22 protein-coding genes are annotated in these 19,991 nt (G+C 70.1%); 7 read left to right on the top strand and 15 right to left on the bottom strand.

What is annotated here, in order from left to right:
* Nucleotides 1-18 precede the first annotated feature (18 nt).
* Both ACRAWB_RS16805 and ACRAWB_RS16800 read right to left on the bottom strand, forming a co-directional pair.
* Nucleotides 19-660, bottom strand: a complete 642-nt coding sequence (locus tag ACRAWB_RS16805) for a GNAT family N-acetyltransferase (protein WP_431354370.1) — start codon at nt 658-660, stop codon at nt 19-21.
* A gap of 69 nt (nt 661-729) precedes the next feature.
* The gene (locus ACRAWB_RS16800) at nt 730-1,134 is read right to left on the bottom strand and encodes a DUF1304 domain-containing protein (protein ID WP_431354369.1); all 405 of its coding nucleotides are present in this window, start codon (nt 1,132-1,134) and stop codon (nt 730-732) included.
* 104 nt (nt 1,135-1,238) lie between these two features.
* Here ACRAWB_RS16800 and ACRAWB_RS16795 point away from each other — a divergent pair, with 104 nt between their 5' ends.
* Nucleotides 1,239-2,273 carry a helix-turn-helix transcriptional regulator gene (locus ACRAWB_RS16795; RefSeq protein ID WP_431354368.1) on the top strand — a complete coding sequence of 345 codons (1,035 nt, stop codon included), beginning with the start codon at nt 1,239-1,241 and terminating at the stop codon, nt 2,271-2,273.
* 12 nt (nt 2,274-2,285) lie between these two features.
* Here ACRAWB_RS16795 and ACRAWB_RS16790 read toward each other — a convergent pair whose 3' ends face one another.
* The 3 genes from ACRAWB_RS16790 to ACRAWB_RS16780 all read right to left on the bottom strand — a co-directional run bounded on the left by ACRAWB_RS16790 (nt 2,286) and on the right by ACRAWB_RS16780 (nt 6,710).
* Nucleotides 2,286-4,592: a hypothetical protein gene (locus tag ACRAWB_RS16790; protein WP_431354367.1), complete on the bottom strand. Its 2,307-nt coding sequence runs from the start codon at nt 4,590-4,592 to the stop codon at nt 2,286-2,288.
* Between the two features lie 6 nt (nt 4,593-4,598).
* Nucleotides 4,599-5,279 (bottom strand): peptidoglycan-binding protein, encoded by a 681-nt coding sequence (locus ACRAWB_RS16785; protein WP_431354366.1) that lies wholly within the window; start codon nt 5,277-5,279, stop codon nt 4,599-4,601.
* A 162-nt stretch (nt 5,280-5,441) separates the two neighbouring features.
* Nucleotides 5,442-6,710, bottom strand: a complete 1,269-nt coding sequence (locus ACRAWB_RS16780) for a chloride channel protein (RefSeq protein ID WP_431354365.1) — start codon at nt 6,708-6,710, stop codon at nt 5,442-5,444.
* Between the two features lie 119 nt (nt 6,711-6,829).
* Here ACRAWB_RS16780 and ACRAWB_RS16775 point away from each other — a divergent pair, with 119 nt between their 5' ends.
* Nucleotides 6,830-8,155: a DUF2254 domain-containing protein gene (locus ACRAWB_RS16775; protein WP_431354364.1), complete on the top strand. Its 1,326-nt coding sequence runs from the start codon at nt 6,830-6,832 to the stop codon at nt 8,153-8,155.
* A 6-nt stretch (nt 8,156-8,161) separates the two neighbouring features.
* Here ACRAWB_RS16775 and ACRAWB_RS16770 read toward each other — a convergent pair whose 3' ends face one another.
* The 5 genes from ACRAWB_RS16770 to ACRAWB_RS16750 form a co-directional block, all read right to left on the bottom strand.
* Nucleotides 8,162-9,079 carry a hypothetical protein gene (locus ACRAWB_RS16770; RefSeq protein WP_431354363.1) on the bottom strand — a complete coding sequence of 306 codons (918 nt, stop codon included), beginning with the start codon at nt 9,077-9,079 and terminating at the stop codon, nt 8,162-8,164.
* Between the two features lie 66 nt (nt 9,080-9,145).
* Nucleotides 9,146-9,922: a trimeric intracellular cation channel family protein gene (locus tag ACRAWB_RS16765; RefSeq protein WP_431354362.1), complete on the bottom strand. Its 777-nt coding sequence runs from the start codon at nt 9,920-9,922 to the stop codon at nt 9,146-9,148.
* A gap of 5 nt (nt 9,923-9,927) precedes the next feature.
* Entirely contained in the window at nt 9,928-11,040 is a 1,113-nt protein-coding gene (locus ACRAWB_RS16760; protein WP_431354361.1) for a sulfatase-like hydrolase/transferase, read from the bottom strand.
* Nucleotides 11,037-11,486: a sulfatase-like hydrolase/transferase gene (locus tag ACRAWB_RS16755; RefSeq protein WP_431354360.1), complete on the bottom strand. Its 450-nt coding sequence runs from the start codon at nt 11,484-11,486 to the stop codon at nt 11,037-11,039. The genes ACRAWB_RS16760 and ACRAWB_RS16755 overlap by 4 nt, the downstream gene beginning before the upstream one ends.
* Nucleotides 11,487-11,589: 103 nt before the next feature.
* Nucleotides 11,590-12,666 (bottom strand): hypothetical protein, encoded by a 1,077-nt coding sequence (locus tag ACRAWB_RS16750; protein WP_431354359.1) that lies wholly within the window; start codon nt 12,664-12,666, stop codon nt 11,590-11,592.
* Between the two features lie 112 nt (nt 12,667-12,778).
* Here ACRAWB_RS16750 and ACRAWB_RS16745 point away from each other — a divergent pair, with 112 nt between their 5' ends.
* The 5 genes from ACRAWB_RS16745 to ACRAWB_RS16725 all read left to right on the top strand — a co-directional run bounded on the left by ACRAWB_RS16745 (nt 12,779) and on the right by ACRAWB_RS16725 (nt 16,666).
* The gene (locus tag ACRAWB_RS16745; RefSeq protein WP_431354358.1) at nt 12,779-13,609 is read left to right on the top strand and encodes a CPBP family glutamic-type intramembrane protease; all 831 of its coding nucleotides are present in this window, start codon (nt 12,779-12,781) and stop codon (nt 13,607-13,609) included.
* A 68-nt stretch (nt 13,610-13,677) separates the two neighbouring features.
* Complete coding sequence (locus ACRAWB_RS16740; protein WP_431354357.1) at nt 13,678-14,625, top strand: helix-turn-helix domain-containing protein; 948 nt, start codon at nt 13,678-13,680, stop codon at nt 14,623-14,625.
* A gap of 166 nt (nt 14,626-14,791) precedes the next feature.
* The gene (locus ACRAWB_RS16735) at nt 14,792-15,511 is read left to right on the top strand and encodes a GAF and ANTAR domain-containing protein (protein WP_431354356.1); all 720 of its coding nucleotides are present in this window, start codon (nt 14,792-14,794) and stop codon (nt 15,509-15,511) included.
* Nucleotides 15,508-16,242, top strand: a complete 735-nt coding sequence (locus tag ACRAWB_RS16730) for a GAF and ANTAR domain-containing protein (RefSeq protein WP_431354355.1) — start codon at nt 15,508-15,510, stop codon at nt 16,240-16,242. Before ACRAWB_RS16735 ends, ACRAWB_RS16730 begins: the two co-directional genes overlap by 4 nt.
* Before the next feature lie 64 nt (nt 16,243-16,306).
* Nucleotides 16,307-16,666 (top strand): hypothetical protein, encoded by a 360-nt coding sequence (locus tag ACRAWB_RS16725; RefSeq protein ID WP_431354354.1) that lies wholly within the window; start codon nt 16,307-16,309, stop codon nt 16,664-16,666.
* On the opposite strand, the gene ACRAWB_RS16720 is transcribed toward ACRAWB_RS16725, so the two are convergent.
* The 5 genes from ACRAWB_RS16720 to ACRAWB_RS16700 form a co-directional block, all read right to left on the bottom strand.
* Complete coding sequence (locus ACRAWB_RS16720; RefSeq protein WP_431354353.1) at nt 16,653-17,237, bottom strand: mismatch-specific DNA-glycosylase; 585 nt, start codon at nt 17,235-17,237, stop codon at nt 16,653-16,655. The two genes, ACRAWB_RS16725 and ACRAWB_RS16720, sit on opposite strands and share 14 nt — an antisense overlap.
* Entirely contained in the window at nt 17,234-18,139 is a 906-nt protein-coding gene (locus ACRAWB_RS16715; RefSeq protein WP_431354352.1) for an alpha/beta hydrolase, read from the bottom strand. The genes ACRAWB_RS16720 and ACRAWB_RS16715 overlap by 4 nt, the downstream gene beginning before the upstream one ends.
* Before the next feature lie 7 nt (nt 18,140-18,146).
* On the bottom strand, nt 18,147-18,650 hold the full coding sequence (locus tag ACRAWB_RS16710; protein WP_431354351.1) for a beta-class carbonic anhydrase: 504 nt from the start codon (nt 18,648-18,650) through the stop codon (nt 18,147-18,149).
* Between the two features lie 96 nt (nt 18,651-18,746).
* Entirely contained in the window at nt 18,747-19,568 is an 822-nt protein-coding gene (locus tag ACRAWB_RS16705; protein ID WP_431354350.1) for a PhzF family phenazine biosynthesis protein, read from the bottom strand.
* Between the two features lie 82 nt (nt 19,569-19,650).
* Nucleotides 19,651-19,899 (bottom strand): SCO4226 family nickel-binding protein, encoded by a 249-nt coding sequence (locus ACRAWB_RS16700; protein WP_363805629.1) that lies wholly within the window; start codon nt 19,897-19,899, stop codon nt 19,651-19,653.
* Nucleotides 19,900-19,991: the final 92 nt, after the last annotated feature.

Genomic DNA, 19,991 nt, shown 5'->3' with positions numbered 1-19,991 from the left:
CGACGGCACCTGCGGGCCTCAAACCAACCCGATGAAACGACGGAACGCGTCGGCGCCGGATACCGCGATCGGCTCGCCCCGCACGAAGTCATCCCGTGTGAGGACCAGGCGCTGATTCACGGCCGGTTCCCCGCGGCGCGCGAGGCGCGTCGTGCCGTTGTCCCGATAGCCGACTTTGCGGCTCACACCGATAGACGCCGGGTTGTCCGTGAAGGCGCCCGAGGTGATCTCGTCGGCCTCGAGCTCGTCGAAGACGAACGCGCAGATGGCCTGGCGCATCCGCGTGCCGATGCCGCGCCCGTGGTGCGCGCGTCCGAGCCACGAGCCCGTCTCGCCCGTGCGAGTGACCAGGTAGTCCCGCGTGCTGAAACCCTGGCATCCGACGATCACGCCCTCGTACTCGACCGCGAACTCCAGGGTCCACGCATCCTGGGACCAGCCGGCGCGCGTCCGCCAGTGATGCTGCGCGAACTTCACGGGCAGCCGGTCTGGCGACGCGTCGGTCCACGGATAGTAGAAGGGCATGAGCGCCGGATCGTGCACGCCGGCGGCCGCCACCTCGATCAGGGGCGGCAGGACATCGTCGGTGATCGGGCGCAGCACGATCGGACCGGACCGGATGATCAGACCGAAGGGCGGAAAGGCGTCGGCGAGTTGCATGGATGACAGTCTGCCGGGGGCGGGGGCGGACCCGGAGCAGGTTACGCGTCGGGCCGGGTCTCGGACGCCTCAGACGAACGCCAGCGCGATCAGCGCGACCAGCGGCGGCCCCGCCTGGCCGATCGCCCCACCGACGCCCTTGCCGCGTTCTCGGCTGAGACCCATCCGGTCGGCGACGAACAGCACGACGCCGGCGAGGAACAGCAACCAGCAGAGGTAGGTCACCAGGGTGCGGCCGACGATGACGTCGCCCATCCACCAGGCGACGACGCCGATGATCAGGCCGCACCCGAGGAACAGGTTGTAGAACCCGACGCCGAAGGCCCACAGGCGCACGGCCGCGACGTCCTCGGTGGGCACGCCGAAGATCCCCTGGTGGATCGCCGGCCGTCCGATCAGGAACGCCTCCCAGACGAACACCATGATGTGGATGGCGGCGGTGAGCAACGCGAAGATCCAGACCACGACGGTCATGATCGCCTCCTCCCGACGCTCAGGATGCTAGAACGACCGCCGACCCGGACCCATCCCGTGAATCTGGGATTCTCGCCCGGCGAAACGGCTCGCATACTGAAGGTATGTGGGAGGAACGCGCCCACCACGCACGTCAGGAGATCCTGTCCCTCGCCGGCGACGGCAACGGCCTCAGCGAGCTGTACGAGCATGCCATCGCGGTCGTCGGGCGGTCGGTCGGCGCGGAGTTGATGTGCTGGGCGGCGCTCGATCCCGACACCCTCGTGATCAGCACGATGATCAGCGGCGAGGACCGCATCCCGCCGGAATACGAGCCGCTGCTGGCGGACGCCGAATACCGGCAGGCGGAGCCACACACCTTCGCCGGCCTGTCGCGGTCGGGCCGGGTGTCGGCGCGGCTGTCGGAGTTGTCCGCCGCCGAACGGGACGCCAGTGTCCGGGCGCGGACCGTGTGGCGCCCGCTCGGGCTCGACCAGGAGGTGCGGACGCTGTTCACCGTCGACGGGGTGTCCTGGGGAGCGGCCGGGATGGTGCGGTCCGGTCACGACTTCGACGAGCGGGAGGTCGAGTTCCTGACCGCCGTCGCCCCGGCCATCGCCTCCGCAGCCCGGCTCGCGGTGCGGTCCGAGGCGTCGTCGCTGCTGGCTGGGACGGTCCCCGCGATCGTGGTGCTCGGGGGGACGGGCGAGGTGCGGACCGCGACGCCGGGCGTCCAGGAGTGGCGGCAGCGCTTCGACGACATCGCCCCCGAACGGTTCGAGCTGCTGCTGCACCTGATGTGGATCGGGGCACGGTCGTCGCCATCGCACGTCTTCCGCACCCGCGTCCGGGACGGCCGCGCACGCTGGGCGGTGCTCGAGGCGAGTCCGCTGGTGGGCGCGGAGGAAGACCAGGTCGCCGTGCTCCTCTCCCCCGCCGCGGCCGACGACCTGGGGACGCTGCTGCAGGCGGCCTACGGACTGACGCCCCGGGAGCGGGAGGTATGCCGCCAGGTGATCCTCGGCCTGTCGACCGCGGAGATCGGCCGTCGACTCTACATCTCGTCCTTCACCGTGCAGGACCACCTGAAGTCGGTGTTCACCAAGGTCGGCGTCCACGGCCGGGGCGAGCTCGTCGAGAGGTTGCGTCCGGCGGCGTGACGCGGGCCACCCCTACGGAGTCGGGATCGGAGTCGGCGTCTCGGTCGGCTGGGTCGAAGGCTCGGGAGTCGGTGCAGCCGTCGGTGCCGTCGTCTGGATGGGCGCGGGCAGCGGTGTGGCCGTCGGCCCCGGCGTCGAGCCGTCCTCTGGCCGTGGCTGACCCGTTGACGTCGGCTGCGGAGTGGCCGTCGGATCCGGCGCTGCCGGCGAGCCTCCGACGGGCGTTGCAGACGGATCCTGACCGACGATCTCCTTGAGTTGCTGCTCGAACGCCAGGAGCTTCGCCTGCACATCCGAGAGCGCTTGACCCTCGATCGTCTTCGAGTAGGCCATGATCTCGGCCCAGAGCGCGTTCAGCTTGGCGAGCGTCTGCGCGTCCGGTGCGGCGGCGAGCGTCAGAACGAGCTGATGGGCGACGGCCGCCGTCACGCAGTCCACGCAGCCGGAGTTCGCGGCGACGGCGAGGTTCTGCGGGATGATCACGTCGGATTGGCCGACGATCAGCACGACTTGGAACCCCACCGCGACGGTGGTGCAACTCGCGCAGTCGGCGAAGGCGTACGCCGAGTTGGTGTTCAGGGCGGATTGGCCTCCGGTCACCCAGACCAGAGCGAAGGCGACGTCGTAGAGCACCGAGCCGTCCGTGGTGTTGACCGCGAGCGCCTGGTTGTCGCCGGGTTTCGGCGGCGCCGGCTTGTTGAAGGGGAACACCCAGGACGGCGACTTCCCGTCCCGGGGGATGAGCACGGTCGCGAGCTGCGGATGGTCCGCGGTCGGGCGGGCCGCGCCTGCGGGCCAGATGGTCTGCAGCTCACCCGTCGAGCCGGCGGAGATCCGCTCCGATCGGGAGGCGGGGGTCAGGATGTCGGAGATCGTCCCGCGCTCGTACGACTGGATCGGGCGGTACGCCTGCGGAGACGGCCACCAGGCGAACGCCAGGCCGCCGACCATGGCGAGCACGAGCGCTCCCGCGGCGGCGCGGCGGGCCGGCCGCCCGCGCGTCCCGGTCCAGAGTCGCGTCAGACCGGAGCGGGAGAGTCGGAAGAGGATGTACAGGGTCCCGAGGACGGGAAGTGCGACGGCCGCCATGAGCACGACCTGGGCCATCCCGGCGCCGACGTCGCCCCGCCCGAACGCACCGGTCAGCAGCTGGGCCCGCTCGGCGATCGCCACGGCCGCGGTGGCGATGACCCGCGGAAGGGTGAGCACCATCATGACGAGCGAGAACAGCAGGAGCGGGACCACGACGAGCACCCAGACGCAGACGACCGCGCGCACCCACGGCCGCAGCGTCCGCGACTCGGCCCGCCCCCACCGCCACGGCAGCAGGCCGAGGAGCGTCGGCTTGATGTGCTGGAACAGGTCCGGGACCCCGGTGATGTCCGCGAGCACGTGGTACCCGTCGAAACGCACCATCGGCAGCAGTTGATGGACCATCTGCAGCAGTTGGGTGAGGACGACCAACAGGAGCGCATCCCACCGGGTCGCCCACCAGATCCCGACGATGACGACGGCGACGATGGCGTTGAAGTACAGCCCGCCGAGGTCGGTCCGCACGCGCCCGGCGCGTCCCAGCCGGTAGGAGTCCGTCACGTCGGTGAAGAACGCCGGCCAGAACAGGTAGAGACCGGCGCCCATCCGGCCCGGCGTGGCACCGCCGTACCGGGCGGCGGCCGCGTGGCCGAACTCGTGGAAGGCGGCCGAGAGCACGGTCACGGCGACCACGAGAAGGAGGACGCCGGGGTCCTGGAACGCGTGGTAGGTGGCCGCGGCCAGTCCCTCCACCATCAGAAGCCACCAGCACGCGGCGACGAACAGCGCGACCACCGGGATGACGACGAGCGGATGGAACAGCCGCGAGAACGGCGTGGTCACGCGTCGGGTGACCGCCGGGTCGGCGATCTCCTTGCGGAACCGCAACCCGAGAAGCGGGTTCGACCGTTTCACCTCCGGTTCTGTGCCGTCGGCGCGCGTCAGCAGACCGAGCGGCCTCAGGGAGGCGTCGATCAACTGTGCGACGTCCTCCGGACGCACCAGTCTGCCGGTCCGCGCGGTGACGCGGTCGGCGATCGCGCGCAGGTCGCTCCGCCCATCCACCTCGTCCAGGACGGCGAACAGCAGTGGAGTCAGCTGGAGCGTCTGCCCGTCGCCGCGTCGCGCAAGCGAGGGCGGCTCCCGGTACCCGGAGCCGCGCATCGCGCCGATGAGCTCGACGCCCGATGCGCGGACCGGGACCTCGGAGAGCCGCGCCGGTCCGGCGGGGCCGACAGGCTGTTGTGCCTCCCCCGCTGCGGCAGGGGAGTCCGGTGTGACGGTCACCCTCGGTTACGGCTGCGTCGGCGTCTGGGCCGGCGCGTCGCCGGCCGGGGCCGACGCCTCGCCGATGGACGACTCCTGGCCCGCCGTGGCATCCGCCGAACCGGTGATGTTCTGGTTGATGATCGCATCCTGGTGGGAGACGGCGGCGGCCTGACTGTCGATGGAGCCGATGTTCGCCGCCACGCTCGCGTCGATCGGCGCCGCGACGTTCGCGTTCGCCGCGACGGCACCGTTGATCGGTGCCGCGATGTGGGCATCGGCAGCAGCGTTGATGTCCACGTTGAGGAGGCTGCCGTCGGTGATCGAACCCGGCACGGCCGCCCCGGCGCTCGGGGCCGGCGCCGAGGTCGTGTCGGCGGCGGGCGCCATGTCGCTGACCTGGTGGGAGTTGGCCACGGCGTCGGCGTCGATGCCCTGCTGGATGGCCGCCGACTGGTCGGCGCCCGCGACGGCGGTCGATCCGGCCGAGAGGACGTTGGCGCCCGCGGACGCCTCGATCGGGGCGGCGACGTTCGCGTTCGCGGCGACGCCGAGGTCGACCGGCGCGACCAGGCCGAGCCCGAGGTTGAGGTCGGCGTTCAAATCGAGGATGGAGGCCACCTCCTTGTCCGGCAGAGGCGTGACGCCCTCGGCCGCGAGTTCGTCCGCGGAGAGCGGCTGGAGGTCGTTGGCGGTCTCGTCGTTCATCTACGGCTCCGTTTCCGGCGCGGTGCGCGCCCTCCGAGCGCAGCGGCCCGCTGCGCGTTGACGACGGGAAACGTACCCGCGCGCGGCGTGAGGGATAGACCGTTCACTCGAACGCGATTCGGTGCTATTGCCGCTGGGCCAGCGTGCGAGCGTCGATCGCCTCTAGGCCGGCTGCGGCGAGCGCCGCCGCGTCCGCAGGTGGATGACGATCTGCACCACGAGGAACGCCGTGATCACGGCGAGCAGCACCGGTGCGGTGTTCAGCGCTCCGAGCTGCGTCGTCAGGGCGACGAAGAGGACCATCGCGAACGGGGCCGACACGAAGCCGCCGACCACGGAGGCGAGCATGCCCGCGAAGGCGAGACCCAGCGGGATAGCGGGGATGGCGAGGTGCAGCGCCACGCCCGCCGAGCCTCCGATGAAGAGGGCCGGCAGGATCGGTCCGCCCACGAAACCCGTGCCGAGGCCCACGCCCATCGTCACCATCTTCGCGACCATCAGCAGGGCGACCAGTCCGAGACCGAGCGACGAGCCGTCCTTCAGGATGACGTCGAGCTGGTCGGTGCCGGTGAACATCGTCAGCGGGAGGAGCACCCCGATGGTGCCGAAGATCACGCCGCCGATCACCGACTTCACGATCATGGGGATGCGCAGCCTTCCGAACAGTCCCATGCAGCCCCGGACGACGAGACCGAACACCACGCTGATGATGGCGGCCAACACCCCCATCCCGATTCCTGCGAGCAGGTACCAGTCCTGATAGGTGTAGCTCGGAACGTCGTAGGCGCCGACGAAGATCGAGCCCGCGACCCCGAAGTAGATGCCGAAGCTGATGCTCGAGGACAACACCGTCGACACGAGCACTTTGCTCAGCCTCTCGCCGCCCGGCCGGTTCACCTCCAGCATCATCGCCACCACGATCAGCGGGCTGGAGAAGAGGCCCCCGTAGGCCCCGGACATCCCGCTCAGCGTGGCGGCGGCGCGGTCGTCTGCGCTGAACCGGCTGCGCTTCGCCCACCAGTAGCCGGCCCCTCCGCCGACCGAGCCGAGGGCCTTCTCCGGCCCGAGGCTGGCACCGCCCAGGAGCGACGCCGTGGAGACGAGCAGGATGCCCGGCACCAGTTTCGGCTCGACCTCCGCCGTCTCGATGTCGGCGATCAGGCCGGGCGTCTTCTCGGGGAGCCGGGTGAGCGCGCGCAGCAGCCCGACCAGCAGGCCGGCCCCCGCGGTGACGGCGATCCACCACCATTCCCCGCCGAGCCAGCCCGGGCTCGAGTAGTGGTACCAGAACTCGCCGAGATGGAGGACGCCGAGCAGGATCAGGGAGAACGCGCCCCCGAACACTCCGAGCACGCAGGCGAACGCCATCAGGCGCCAGAAGTCGCGGCCGTAGCCGAACGTGCGGGTCGACCCGGTCGCGCCGTCGGACATCGTTCTCTCCTTCCTCGCGGTGACATGATGGCAGGCCGGTCGGGGCTCGCTACAGGCAGTACTTGCACGGCGAACTGCTGTCCCGCGCACAGAGGCTCGTGGCGAGTAACTTCTGCGGCGTGAACATCCCAGGCAACATCAGGGTCCGGCGGCTGGCGCGACGCCTGTTCGTCAGCGCGCTCTTCTTCCCCACGCTGTACGCGATCGTGGCGCTGGTCGCCTCCTTCACGCTGGTCCGCTGGGATGCGACGGCGCCGACGACCCTCGGGCTGCACATCGACGCGGCCAGCGCCCAGTCGGCGATGTCGGCCCTCACCAGTGGGATGCTGGCCTTCACCGGCTTCGTGACCTCGGTCGTGCTCCTCATCGTCCAGTTCGGCACGAGCGAGTTCTCGCCGCGGCTGGTGCGCTGGTTCAACAGCGACCGCACGTTGAACCTCGCGCTGAGCACCTTCATCGCGACCTTCCTCTTCGCCCTGGTCACGACCGCGCAGATCGACACGTCCAGCGGGGCGCCCCCGCCGACCCGATCGGTGATCGCGGCCACCGTGCTCGCGCTGCTCAGCGTCCTCATGTTCCTCCTTCTCATCGCCCGTACGCAGAACGGCCTGCGCGTCGCCAAGGTGGTCCAGGGCGTGGACTCGGCGGCGCGGCAGGTATTCGACACGGTGTACCCGTCCACACGGCCTGGCGCCGAGTCCGAAGGAACGACCGTCGAGCCCCAGGACGCGCCGGTCCAGACGCTGTACTCGGGTGACGTCGGCGCGGTCCTGGCAACGCTCGACCAGGACGCGCTGGTGGCGCTCGCCCACCAACGCGGGGCGCTGATCCGGATGCGGCGCGCGGTCGGCGATCACATCCCGGCGAACGCCCCGCTGCTCGACGTCTACGGCCCGACGAAGCTTCCGGAGGCGCGACTGCGGCGTTGCGTGATTCTGGACGACGAGCGCACCATCGACTTCGACCCCGCCTTCGCGTTCCGGGTGCTCGTCGACATCGCGATCAAGGCGCTGTCGCCTGCCGTGAACGACCCGACGACGGCGGTCCAGTCGATCGACCGGATCGAGGACCTGCTGCGGTACGCCGCCGCCAAGCACCTGTCCGCGGGTGCCGTCGCCGACCGGTCGGGCACCCTCCGCCTCGTGTACCCGACGCCGACCTGGGACGACCTGGTCGAGCTGGCACTGGATGAGATCCGCCAGTTCGGCACCGGGCAGTATCAGATCGCGCGCCGGCTGCGCGCGATGCTCGACGCCCTCCTGGACGACCTTCCCGAGCGGCGGCGGCCGGCACTCCGTCGGCAGCTCGCCCTGCTCGACGACGCCGTCGCCGCCGCCTATCCGCTCTCTCAGCGCGCCGACGCCCTGGTGGCCGACAGCCAGGGCATCGGGATGGCGCGAGGAGCGGCGTCACCCGGGAAGGGGAAGGGACCAGGCGACCGGTGACCCGCGTCAGGCCGGCTTCCGCTGCGGGCTGCCCGGCTCTGCGGCGGGCGCCTTCGCGAGGGCTCCCGTCGCAGCGCGCCCCCATTCCAGGCTGAAGACGAGCAGGATGAGGATGCCGACCGTGTTGATGATGGTCACCGACACGTTCGCCAGCGGCTGGGTGTACGCGAACACCGTCACGACGATGGCGCCGCCGACACTGCGCTGTGCGGTGGTGATGATGCCGGCGTGCCGCCGCCTCCTGTCCCGACGCGACAGGAGGCTGCCCAACAGGATCCCGAGGATGGGCACGGCGAACGCCGCGATGTAGGCGCCGGAGCCCCACGCCTGGCCGAAGAGCTGAAGGTAGCCGACGATGAAGACGTTCACGTACAGCAGCAGCGCCGCGATGGAGAACCATTGCAGCCACTTCGCCGCCCCCACGGATATGCGCGGGTAGCGCAGGCGGATGACGCAGCCGAGGGCCAAGGGTGCGGCCAAGAAGGCCAGCAGAGGCCACGCGACGGCCCAGGCGGAGACGTCGGCGGCACTCGGGACGATCGCACGCACCGTGACCGGCAGGGCGAGCGGCACCACGATGACGGTGCCGACGACGAGGGCGACGAACAACGTCGTCGACGTCGCCACGTCGCCCTTCGCGAGGCCGGTGAGCAGCGGGGCGAAAGGAGCCCCCGCGGCGAAAGCGACGATGCAGTATCCGATCTTGATGTCGGGCGGGATGTCCACCAGCGCGGCGAAGCCGACGACCAGGATGGGCAGCACCACGAAGTTGATCAGGAGGACCACCACGGCGAACCGCCAGTTCTTCGCGAAGTGGACCAGCACCTGGCCGACGTGGACGCGCATGCCCAGAGCCAGGCTGTTCGTCACGACGAACAGCATTCCGAACGCGATGATCAGGGTGTTGAGAGTGCTGTTCGACATCTCGTGTCCTGTCCTTCCGAGCCGGCTCGGCGTTCAGGCCCCTCGCCCGGCCTTGGGGCCGTCGGCTTAGACCAGCAGGCCGAGGTCGCGCAGCTCCCGTTCCGACTTGCCGGCGATCTTCCGGCCGAGCAGCGGCCGGCCGTCGCTGTGCTTGTAGACGCCTGCGGGCTCCTTGGCCAACGGCTCCTCCCAGCCGAAGTAGAGCGCCATCATGCGCAGCACGTACCCGATCACGAAGGAGATCCCCGCCGCCCACCAGGTGTTCAAGCCCAGCGCGGTGCAGATGATCCAGACGATGCCGGTGAGGGCCGCGATGCTGACGAACCACTCCCCCTGGATGAAGTGCTTCGGCGTCACGCCGCTCGACACATCCACGTACCAGCGCCCGGCTGTCGGGCCGATCACGGCGAGCGCGAGGACGCCCAGGATCGGCAGCCCGACCGACTCCCCCTTCTGCGCCCCGACGATCGCGTAGAGCGGCAAGGAGAACGAGGTGAAGAACTGGAAGATGCCCTCACGGAACAGCTGCCCCTGGCCGTAGGCGATCAGGTACCCGATGATGCCGAAGATGAGCGCGAGCGTGATGTACGCAGGGTTGCTGAGCGCGCCGGGCACCTGGTTGACGATGATGTCGCGCGTGATCCCGCCGCCGAGGCCCATCAGCAGCGCCATCCCGAGCACCCCGATCACCGTGAAGTTCTTGTAGTGATCGGGGCGCCGGGCGAGCAGGGCGCCGTTGAGGGCGTTGGTGGACGCGGCGATCAGATCGAGGGAAGTGAAGTCCCCTGTCCATTTCCATCCGCCGACGTTGATCGTCGACGCGGCCACTACCTGCTCGAGCATGACACTCACGCCCCCGCGTGGTGGCTCAGGCCATGGTCGGGCTGGTGGTCCTTGACGTCCATCTGCGGCGGGTTGGCTTGATGCAGCGTCGTGACGTATTGGATGATCGGCCCGATCTGCAGATGCTCCTGCGGCAGCAGCTCACCGGGCTTGGGCGGTGTGTACGGATCCGGAGTGCCCGGTTTGATCGGCGGTTCCATCACCAGCGACTTCAGGAACGCTCCGACCGCCGCCGCCATCACGTGGGTGACCCAGAAGTGCGCGAAGTCGACTTGGTTCTCTTCGCGTGGATCCCATTCGAGGTTGAAGATGTGCGGGATGCTGTACGCCGTCCAGGTGGAGTAGAAGTCGTCCTGCTGGAACAGGTGCGCCTTCCACTGGTGCCACTTGACGGCCTGCAGTCGGGTGCCGTTGATGCACAGCACCGTTTCGCGCCCGGATTCCTCCGCGTCGCCGAGGAGGAAGTCGGTCATCAGCATCCCGTCCACCAGGCGGTCGGTGGGCACCGTGCCGCCCCCGGCCGTCACCAGGGTGGTGAAGAGGTCCACCTCGTGCACCATCTCGTTGCTGACGCGCCCGGCTGGGATGTGCCCGGGCCACCGGATCATGCAGGGTGTGCGGTTCGATCCCTCCAGCGAGGTGAACAGGGAGCCGCGCCAGGGGCCGTTGAAGCCGTTCCAGACGCCGCCCAGAGGATCGGGGTCGCTGTGCGGGAAATGGTACGTGGAGTCGGCGCCGTTGTCGGACGCCCACACGACGATGGTGTCCTCTGCCAGGCCCAGGCTGTCGAGCTCATCGAGGATCATGCCCGTGAAGTCGTCCATCTGGGTCAGGACGTCGGCCCAGTTCCCGCGCTTCGTCTTGCCCGCGTACTCCGGGTCCGGCGCGATCGGGATGTGCGTCTGCGTGTACGGCAAGTACATGAAGAACGGCTTGCCGTCGTCATTCGAGCGCCGCATGAAGTCGATCGCCCACTCGGTGATCTTGCGGTCGAATCCGGCCCGGAAGTCCTTGTCGTAGACGGACACCGGTTGTGGGTCTTCGCCCTTCTTGCGCGAGTAGATCGTCTCGTACTCCATCGGCACCTGCGTGTCCCCCGCGTACGGCTTCGCCGTCACCGTCCCTTTCGGGAAGTAGGACTGGTGCGGCCAGAACACTTCATCGGCCGTCCGGGGGACCACACGGCCTCGTCGAAGCCGAAGTCGATCGGGCTCCGGTGCGCCGGGTCGGATCCGAGATGCCACTTGCCCCACATGCCCGTCGCGTAGCCGGCGTCGGAGAGGGCGCGAGCCATCGTGATCTCCCACTGGGTCAGGCCGTCCGGGCCGATCGACACGGCGCCGGTGCCCGAGCGGATGGCGTGGCGCCCGGTCAGCAGGGAGGATCGCGACGGGGTGCACTGCGCCTCCACGTTGAAGTTGAGCAGCTTCAACCCCTCGGAGGCGAACTGGTCGATGCGTGGAGTGGGCGCGCCGCGCAGCACTCCGCCTCCGTAGCAGCCGAGCTCTCCCCAGCCGAAGTTGTCCCAGAAGAAAACCACGATGTTGGGCTGCTTGTCAGCCATGTCATCGCCTCACTCTCATCGCTCGTGTGATCGTTTGAAATTCGAAACAGCCGGACTATGGCACCGCGACGAGCGGTTCCGATAGTCACCCCGCTGGACTCCCTCACAGCCCGCCGCTGCGGACCACGGCGCCCGATCCCGACGGGACGAAGGCGACGATGGCGTGCTCGGATGTGATGTCGGACAGTGCGTCGAGGACCGGGCCCGGTGGAGGGCCGGACGTCCACGCCAGGATCGCGGACGTCCCGTCGGGAAGCAGCGAGGAGACGCTGCGCAGGCGGCGGCCCGAGATGCTGCGCCCCGCCCAGAGTCCGTAGAGGGCGCCCGCGAAGATGCCGAAGACGGCCCAGCCGATCCCCGTGAGAAGGCCGACCCGGAGGATGCCGCCGCCGAACGCGCCGGAGATCGCTCCCACCACGAGCCCGAACAGCCCCCAGCTGACGATGTTGCTCCGCACCATGGCGGCGGCCCCGAACGTCGGATCGGCCACGTGCCTGCGCCCTCGCGGATCGGTCCGGACCACGAGCTCGATCTGCACCGCCGTCGCCACGGCGTGGTTCGACTTCACCTTCGTGGCGATGGTGCGGGCGGTCCCGGGGCTGCGGTAGCGCACCACGATCATGCTCGCCAGCGCGGCCGCCGCATCCCGAGGGACAGGGCCCGCCTCCGGCACCGCGGCACCGGAGGCCCAGGTCGACCCGGCGACGCTGAGGTCGTCCGCGACACCGACGACGCTGGCCGTGGTGGGCGAGAGTTTCGCGGCGCCGGCGAGGAGGTCCCCGGGGTCGCCCACCTCGGAGAAGAGCAACAGAGCGGAGGATTCCGGCGGCAGTTCCTTGCCGATCGTCGCGAGCTCCGCCTTGGAGGCGTGATGGACGCTGTAGTACGTGTTGAGGAAACCGCACAGCGCCCCCAGCGGAGCCCAGATGACCACCCCGACCCAGCCGTTGGCGACCAGGCCGAAGAGCCCCCAGGTGACCAAGGGGACCAGCGTTCCGGCGAGGAGCCTGCCCGGGTCGTGGACCTTCGCCCGGTGCCGCTTGTCGACGGAGAGGACCACGGCGTCGAGCACCGGGGCGCCCGTGGAGCGGAGTTCGGAATCGAGTTGCTTGCGGGCCTTCCCCGCCTCGTCCGTCCTCGAGAAGCAGGCCAGCAGAACGGCGAGCTTGTTACCGGTCATGGCAGACACCTTCTTCGCATCGTGCGATTCGGCCACAGGGTAGGACGCGGCCGAGCGTCCGCGATATGCACTTACGTAGTCACCGGTGGATCGCGTCCCCTAGCGTTGGGGCATGACCTCCGCACACGAGTCGTTCACGGGCTGGCGCCGGTTCTGGGAGAAGGGCGGCTGGTGGCGGTCGCTTCTCGTCGTCGTCGCCTACTTCGCGATCTACCAGGGCGTACCGCTGCTGTTCGCTCCCCTCTTCCCGACAACGCACGACCCGGCGGCCACGGTCTGGCTCTTCACCATCATCCCGATCGCCTTCGGCGGTCTGGTGCTGGTGGTCTTCGCCTGGTCGCTGGGGTGGCTGACCGAGCTGTTCGGGCCCCAGCCGATCCGCGGCCGCGGCTGGATGTGGATCGCCGTCGCCGTCGTCCTGATCTTCAATGTCGTGCGCTTCGCGGCGGTGGACTACGCCGAAGCCGGGGCCGGCGTCGTCATCGCCTGGCTGGTCGCGGGACTGTGCATCGGCTTCGCCGAGGAGACGCTGACCCGCGGATTCGTCGTGAACCTCATGCGCAAGCACGGCTATCGGGAGATCGCCGTCGCCTCCGTCTCGGCCGCCCTGTTCGCCCTGCTGCACGCCGGCAACCTGCTGACCGGGCAATCACTGTTCGCGACGGCGTTCCAGCTCGTCTACACGTTCGCGTTCGGCATCCTGATGTACCTGGCGCTGCGCGTCACGGGCAACCTGATCTGGCCGATCCTGCTGCACGCGTCGACGGACCCGTCGATCTTCCTCTCCACGCTCTATCCCACGCAGGGCGCCGCGGCGACGCTCGGCGGCCTCGGCAACCCCGCCGTCATCGCTGCCGGCTTGATCCTGCTGATCTTCATCCGCGGCACGGTGAATCCGAGCAGCGAGCGCGAACTCTTCTCCACCACGCCTGTGCGGCCCTAGCATCGTCCGTACCACCCCAGACCCCGGCGGCACGCGAACAGACCTGCCGGCCGGAAGGGGCGAAGGTCATGCAGTACAGCCTCACGTGGGCCGCCGACCGCCCGGAGGACGCCGCAGAGCGCCTGAGCGCGACCCTCCGGAAGGTCGCGATCGAGACGGACGACCGTGGGCGCTTCGGGGTCCGGGCGGACGAGCGGGGCGACGAAGCAGTCGCCCTCGTGCGCACCGCCTGGCGCGGAAGCGGCCGTGCACGCACCGAAGCGGATGACCTCCTGATCGTCGGCGACGTGTACGCCGGATCCCTCGCGGTCCAGGCGGGCGGCCGACGTCTCGACGTGTCCGGGCTGGTGCTCCTCCCGCTGGGGGGTCTGGAGGCGTCATGGGATGGAGCGCACGGCGCGCGGGTCGTGCGCTTCGCCCGCTCCGCCATCGACGCCTACGCCCTCGACGTCATCGGCCCGCATGCGGCGCCGGTGTCGTTCTCGGAGGCCCGTCCGGTCGACCAACGCCACGAGCAGCTGTGGCGGACGATCGAACGGCATGCACGGACGGACGTCGCCGCCGATCCCAAACTGCTCCACAACGATCTGATCTGGGATGCGACTGCACGCCATCTCATCGCGGCGATGCTCACGGCGTTCCCCAACTCGACGCTCGGCGCCACCGGGTCGGACCGCAGCGACCGCGCGCTCCCATCCACCATCCGGCGCGCCGTCGCGTACATGGAGGAGCACCTGTCCGAGCCGGTGCGGATCGCCGACATCGCCGCCGCGGCACGGCTGTCGCCCCGCGGCCTGCAGGACGCTTTCCGCCGGCTCCTGGGTCGCACGCCCACGCACCACTTCCGTCTGCTGCGCCTGGAGGCAGCGCGCGACGAACTGCTCCGTTCCGATCCCGCCGAGGGCGCGACGGTCGCCGGGATCGCCCGCCGCTGGGGATTCGAGCACGTGCCGCGGTTCGCCGCGTCCTACCGGGAGCAGTTCGGCGAGAACCCGCGGGACACGCTCCGCAGATAGGTCGGTCGCACCCGCTTGAAATCCCGTCCCCGTCAGTCCACAGTTTCGGGTGGACCCGGCGCGCGCCGGGATCGGAGGCGTCGAGATGCACGAAGATCAGGGGCTTCTGTCGCCCCCGCATGACGGTTCCACTCCGTCCGCTCAGGATGCCGCCATAATCGAGATGATGGCCACTCAGGACGAGCGCTTCACGCGGGCGATGCGGGAGCTCCGCGGCGATCTGCCCTCGGACCGGCAGCTCGGCCTCCCCTTCGTCGACCTCTTCCCGATCGCGGGCACGGCGATCTCCACGATCGGCGACCTGCTCGGAACCGAGACCGTATACGCCACGGACGCTCAGGCGGCGCGCCTCGACGAACTGCAGTTCGACCTCGGGATCGGACCGTGCTGGGACGCCCTCCGCACGGCGCGGCCCGTGCTCGAGCCCGATCTGCGCGGCGATCCCCGCAACACGTGGCCCGTCTTCAGCGAAGCAGCCGCCGCCGACGGCGTGGGAGCGTTGTTCGCCTTCCCGATGCTCGTCGGATCGCTCCGCATCGGCGCCGTCGACCTCTACGCGCGGCACGCCCTCGAGTTGACCCGCGTTCAGACCCGTCAGGCCGCCTCCCTCGCGGATCTGGTCGGACGCCAGGTGCTGCGCCGCGCGCTCATCCGCGCCGCCGTCGAAGACCCCGAGGAACCCGAGAGCCCGTTCTCGCGACGGCTCGTCCACCAGGCGAGCGGGATGGTCCTGGCCCAGCTGGACATCAGCGCCGACGACGCGCGACTCGTCATCCAGGGTCACGCCTTCGCGACCGGTCGCTCGATGATGGACGTCTCCCGCGACGTCGTCGACGGAGTCCTCGACTTCAGTCTGGACGAGCAAGGGAAGGACGACGCCCGATGAACGAGACGCGCGAACTCGAACTGCTCAAGGCCTTCGCGGGCCTCGCCGACACCCTCGTCGCGGGCTACGACGTGGTCGACCTCATGCAGCGGCTCGTGGACACCTGCAGCGATCTGCTCGAGGTCTCCGCCTCCGGCGTGCTGCTCGCGGATGAGTCCGGCGAACTCGACCTCCTGGCCTCGACGAGCGAGGCCAGCCGGCTGGTGGAGGTCTTCCAGCTGAGCGCGTACTCGGGCCCGTGCATCGAGAGCTTCACCACGGGAGAGGTCGTCTCCGTTCCGGACATCGCCGCGGCTCCAAAGCGCTGGCAGCAGTTCCGGGACAAGGCACTGGGGCAGGGCTTCGCGTCCATCACCGCCATCCCGCTGAGGCTCCGCGAAACGACGATCGGGACACTGAACCTGCTTCGCGACACCCGGGGCGAGCTCCCGGACAACGACCTGGTGGCAGCCCAGGCGTTCGCGGACGTCGCGACCATCGGCATCCTGCACCAGCGGACCCTTCACGAGAGCGAGACCATCCGCGAGCAGCTGCAGAGCGCCCTGACCAGCCGCATCGTGATCGAGCAGGCCAAGGGCGTCGTCGCCCAGCTCCACAAGGTCAGCATCGACGACGCGTTCTCCGTGATCCGGGCCTACGCGCGTCGCAACCAGCTGGGTCTGACCACGGTGGCGGCCGCAATCGTCGACCGCACGCTGGTGATCCCGACGGCGGCGAGCGAGGGCGACTGACGTCGCACGCGGGTCATCCGTTGGAGGGACGCACCGGGATGCCGGCCGCTCCTAGCGTCGGAGCGTGGGGATGGATGCCGGGGACGCGCCGCTTCGGCAGTGGCGCCCGGTGGTGGTGGCCGTACTGCTCCTCCTGCTGCACGGCGTCGTCGCATTCGCGCTGATGGTGATCACTTTGGCGTACGCCCTGAGCCTCGACGACACTATCGGGCGGGACGAGCTCTACCGGCTCGGTCCGGCGTTCCGCTGGGCGATGGCCGGCGCGTTCCTCCCGCTGCCGCTCGCTGCACTCGCCGTGTGGATCCTTCGTCTGGTTCGGGCTCGCTACGTCTGGGTGGCACCGGTAGCCGGGATGTGCGCCAGTGTGGTGCTGTGCCTCGTGTGGTTGCCGTTCTTCCATCCCGAACCGGTCATCGGCGGGTGAGCTCGGGACGCACCGGGATGCCGGCCACCACCGCGACCTCGCGGTAGGCCGACGCGAGGTCGTCGAGCGTGGAGTGGGCGTTGAGGCCGCTCGGATTCGGGACGACCCAGACCTGCGAAGCGCCCCAGTCCGCCTGTCGTCCGACCGTCGCCGTGGGCGCGTCGAAGGCGACGCGGTAGGCGCTGATCCCGAGGATGGCGACCACGGTCGGGCGGAGGTCGGCGACCCGATCCCGCAGCGCGACGCCTCCCTCCTTCAGCCGCGCGGGCGGGAGTTCGGCGGCGCGCGCCGTGGCCTCCGGCACGATGCACGTGATCCCGATGCCCAGCTCCTCCAGCTGGCGCACGTCGGCCGGGTCGAAGCCGTTCGAGGCGTCGATCACGTGGTCGGTGATCCCGCCGAGGTAGAGCGCCTTGTAGAAACGGTTGCCTCGGCGCGCGAAGTGCGCCTGCACCGCCACCGTGAGGAGCCCGGGGTTGATACCGACGATCAGCAGGCGCGTCGGGTGCGGGATCAGATCCGGCAGCGTTGCGCCGGTGAACGCGGCGAGCTGATCGCGGGTGAAGGTCATGCCCTCACTCTGGCACGCAGGAAGGCCCCGATCCGGTCGGTGGCGTCCACAGCCTCCGGCGTTCCCGCGTTCAGCTGGTACACGTGCGGAAGCCCGTCGCCGACCTCGAGCGTCACGTCCACGCCCGCGTCACCGGCTGCCGCTGCGAGGCGTTCGGCGTCGCTGAGCAGCAGGTCGGCGGTGCCCACCTGGATGAGCAGGGGCGGGAGGCCCACGAGGGAGGCGAACAGCGGCGAGGCCAGCGGGTCGCGCGGGTCGGCGCCCTGGAGATAGTCGGCGGCCAGCGAGCGGAGCAGTTCGGGCGTCGAGATCGGGTCCTGGTCGACGCGCTCGGTCATGGAGGCGCCGGAGCTCGTCAGGTCGACCGTCGGTGACATCAGCGCCGCGGCGGCGGGGAGGTCGGCGCCCGAGTCCCGGAGGGACACGAGGAGAGAGACGGCCAGTCCCCCGCCGGCCGAGTCCCCGGCGACGGCGAGCGACGAGGGAGCGAGACCCACGTCCGAGGTCAGCCACCGCCACGCTGCGCGGACGTCGTCGAGGGCTGCGGGGAACGCGTTCTCCGGCGCCAGCCGGTACTCGAGGAAGAGCACGCACATCCCCGCTGCCCGTCCGATGCGGGCCGCGAGCTCTCCGTCGCTGGCCAGGGAGCCGAGCTGGAAGCCCCCGCCGTGCAGGAACAACAGCGCCCGGCCGTCCTCTGCTCCGGGTGCGTCGAGCCAGAAGGCGCGCGCACCTCCTGCATCCACCTCGCTGACGCGGACATCGTCCGGGATGGGGTGGAGCGCATCCGCGGGGACGAACCCCGCGCGCACCTCGGCGAGCGGCCGGGGCGGTCGACCGGCCTCTGCTCGCCGCCGCTCCCACAGCGTCGCGAGGACCGCCTCCATCTGCCGGCTCGGCACGACCGCCTCAGTCGCTCGTCACCTCGGCCAGCCGGCCGGTGTGCACGTCGAAGACGAAGCCGCGGACGGGGATGTCCGCAGCGATCCACGGGTGCGACCGGACCTTCTGCGTCTGCAGGCGCGTGTTGTCCTCCACGTCGGTGAAGCTGAAGAAGGATTCTGGCGCCACCGTCACCCGGCCGGTCTCGCGACGCAGGCTCTCCGCCAGCTCGTCTCCCGAGAACGCGGAGAGCCCGCACTCGTTGTGATTGATGATCATGATCTCCCGGGTGCCGAGGACTCGGGTGGAGATGATCAGCGATCGCACCACATCGCTGGTCGCGACCGTGCCGACGTTGCGGATGAGGTCCACATCCGCGTCCGGGAGCCCCAGGAGACGGACGACGCCGCTCAGTCTCGGGTCGGCGCAGGTGACGATCGCGATCTTCGGCGCCGGTCGGCCGCTGTGTGCCGGATCGTAGCCGTCCGCCAGGGTCCGGTTCGCGGCCAGCGCCTCATCGATGATGCTCATGAGGCCTGACGGTAGCGCCCGCCGGGCTCCGCCGCGCGCCGGTTTCCCGCCAATTCCGGCCGCGTCGACGGTGCGATTGAGGGGATGCCGCCAAGTTCAGAGGACGTCCGCCGTGCCGGTGACCCGGATCCGGCCCTCCGACGGGATGCTGACGACGATCGACGACGGATGCCCGGTTTCCGCCCCCTGCTCGACGGTCACCTCCGCGGGCGTCGCAACGTGGCCGCCCTGGCGCAGGTACGCGCCGAGCCCGGCCGCGGCCGAGCCGGTCGCCGGGTCCTCGCGGATGCCGCCGCGCGGGAAGGGATTGCGGCTCGCGAAGCGGTCGGCCGAGACACGGTGGACGACGGGGACGGTCCCGTCCCAGCCCTCGCGGTCCTGCAGGCGGAGGACGGCGTCGGCGTCGTGATCGAGCCGCTGCAGCACGCCGGCCGCGACCGGGACGAGCGGATGCGGGTTGCCGCCGCGGATGAAGGCGGGAGGCAGCAGCGGGTCGAGGTCCGTCGGGTCCAACCGGAGCGCGTCCAGGAGCTCGCCGAGCAGATCGCCGTCCAGGGGCGCGACGGAGGTCTCCACCGCCGTCAGCGTCGCCCGCTGCGGTGAGACGGCGACCGGGACGACGCCGGCGTTCGTCGCGAACGAGACGGTGTCGCCCGCGCCCTCGCGGGCGAGCGCGACGCCGGACGCGATGGTCGCGTGTCCGCAGAAGGCGATCTCCGCCCGCGGGGTGAAGTAGCGCACCCGCGCGCCGTCCGGCGTGATCGACGACAGGAACGCGGTCTCGCTGAAGCCGAGGTCCGCGGCGATGGCCAGCATCTCCGGGTCCGACAGCGGGTTGGCATCCAGGACCACCCCGGCGGGATTGCCGGAGGCCCGGTCTCCGGGGCGGGTGAAGGCGCGGAAGCGCAGGATCCTCATCGTCCCGTTGTAGCGGCGGCGGCTAGGGCGCGTCGCGGGCCAATCCGCATCCCGTGGACCGGTCCGCGCCGCGCATCCGCCCTCACACCTCGATGCTGACCTCGTAGACCTGGTCGGTGGGGTGGCCCGCGCGCTCGTGGATGCGCATCAGCGCCTCCTTCGACGGACCGGTGGAGAGGCAGAAGACCTTGCCGCTGACCGGGTCGAGCCAGGCCCGCTCGATGTGCACCCCCTCCTCCCCCTCGATGGCGGCGTCGGCGTCGTGCGCCTCCTGCAGTTGATCCCGGGTGACGCCGACGAATCCGTCGTGGACGTCGATGAACTGTGCCATGATCGGCTCCTTTCCTTGTCTCCACTGTGCCCGTGGAGGCGGCGCACGGCATCCGTCATCCTGCCGATCCCGGGAGGCCCGGGAACGCCGGT

The organism is Leifsonia poae (assembly GCF_050632865.1).
In the GTDB taxonomy this organism is placed as follows: Bacteria; Actinomycetota; Actinomycetes; order Actinomycetales; family Microbacteriaceae; genus Leifsonia; species Leifsonia poae_B.
Note: the sequence above shows the minus strand (reverse complement) of the source record. Positions and strands in the feature narration are given on the sequence as shown.